The sequence below is a fragment of the Janthinobacterium sp. FW305-129 genome, assembly GCF_020858115.1.
Classification (GTDB): Bacteria; Pseudomonadota; Gammaproteobacteria; order Burkholderiales; family Burkholderiaceae_D; genus Janthinobacterium.
Genome location: NZ_JACYMM010000051.1, coordinates 1 through 552, shown reverse-complemented (window position 1 = coordinate 552; position 552 = coordinate 1). Strand labels below are relative to the sequence as shown.

General features: G+C 50.9%; 1 rRNA gene. It reads left to right on the top strand.

From position 1 onward, the window contains the following. Positions 1–552, top strand: a 23S ribosomal RNA gene (locus IGS61_RS27770); the annotation flags it as partial.

The window sequence follows — 552 nt, the reverse complement described above, 5'->3', positions numbered from 1 at the left end:
ATAGGGAAGCCGTAGAGAAATCGAGTCCGAATAGGGCGATCAGTCGCTGGGTGTAGACCCGAAACCAAGTGATCTACTCATGGCCAGGATGAAGGTGCGGTAACACGCCCTGGAGGTCCGAACCCACTAATGTTGAAAAATTAGGGGATGAGCTGTGGGTAGGGGTGAAAGGCTAAACAAACTTGGAAATAGCTGGTTCTCTCCGAAAACTATTTAGGTAGTGCCTCAAGTATCACCATCGGGGGTAGAGCACTGTTATGGCTAGGGGGTCATTGCGACTTACCAAACCATTGCAAACTCCGAATACCGATGAGTGCGAGCTTGGGAGACAGACGTCGGGTGCTAACGTCCGGCGTCAAGAGGGAAACAACCCAGACCGCCAGCTAAGGTCCCAAAGATTGGCTAAGTGGAAAACGAAGTGGGAAGGCTAAAACAGTCAGGATGTTGGCTTAGAAGCAGCCATCATTTAAAGAAAGCGTAATAGCTCACTGATCGAGTCGTCCTGCGCGGAAGATGTAACGGGGCTAAGCCAGTCACCGAAGCTGCGGATAT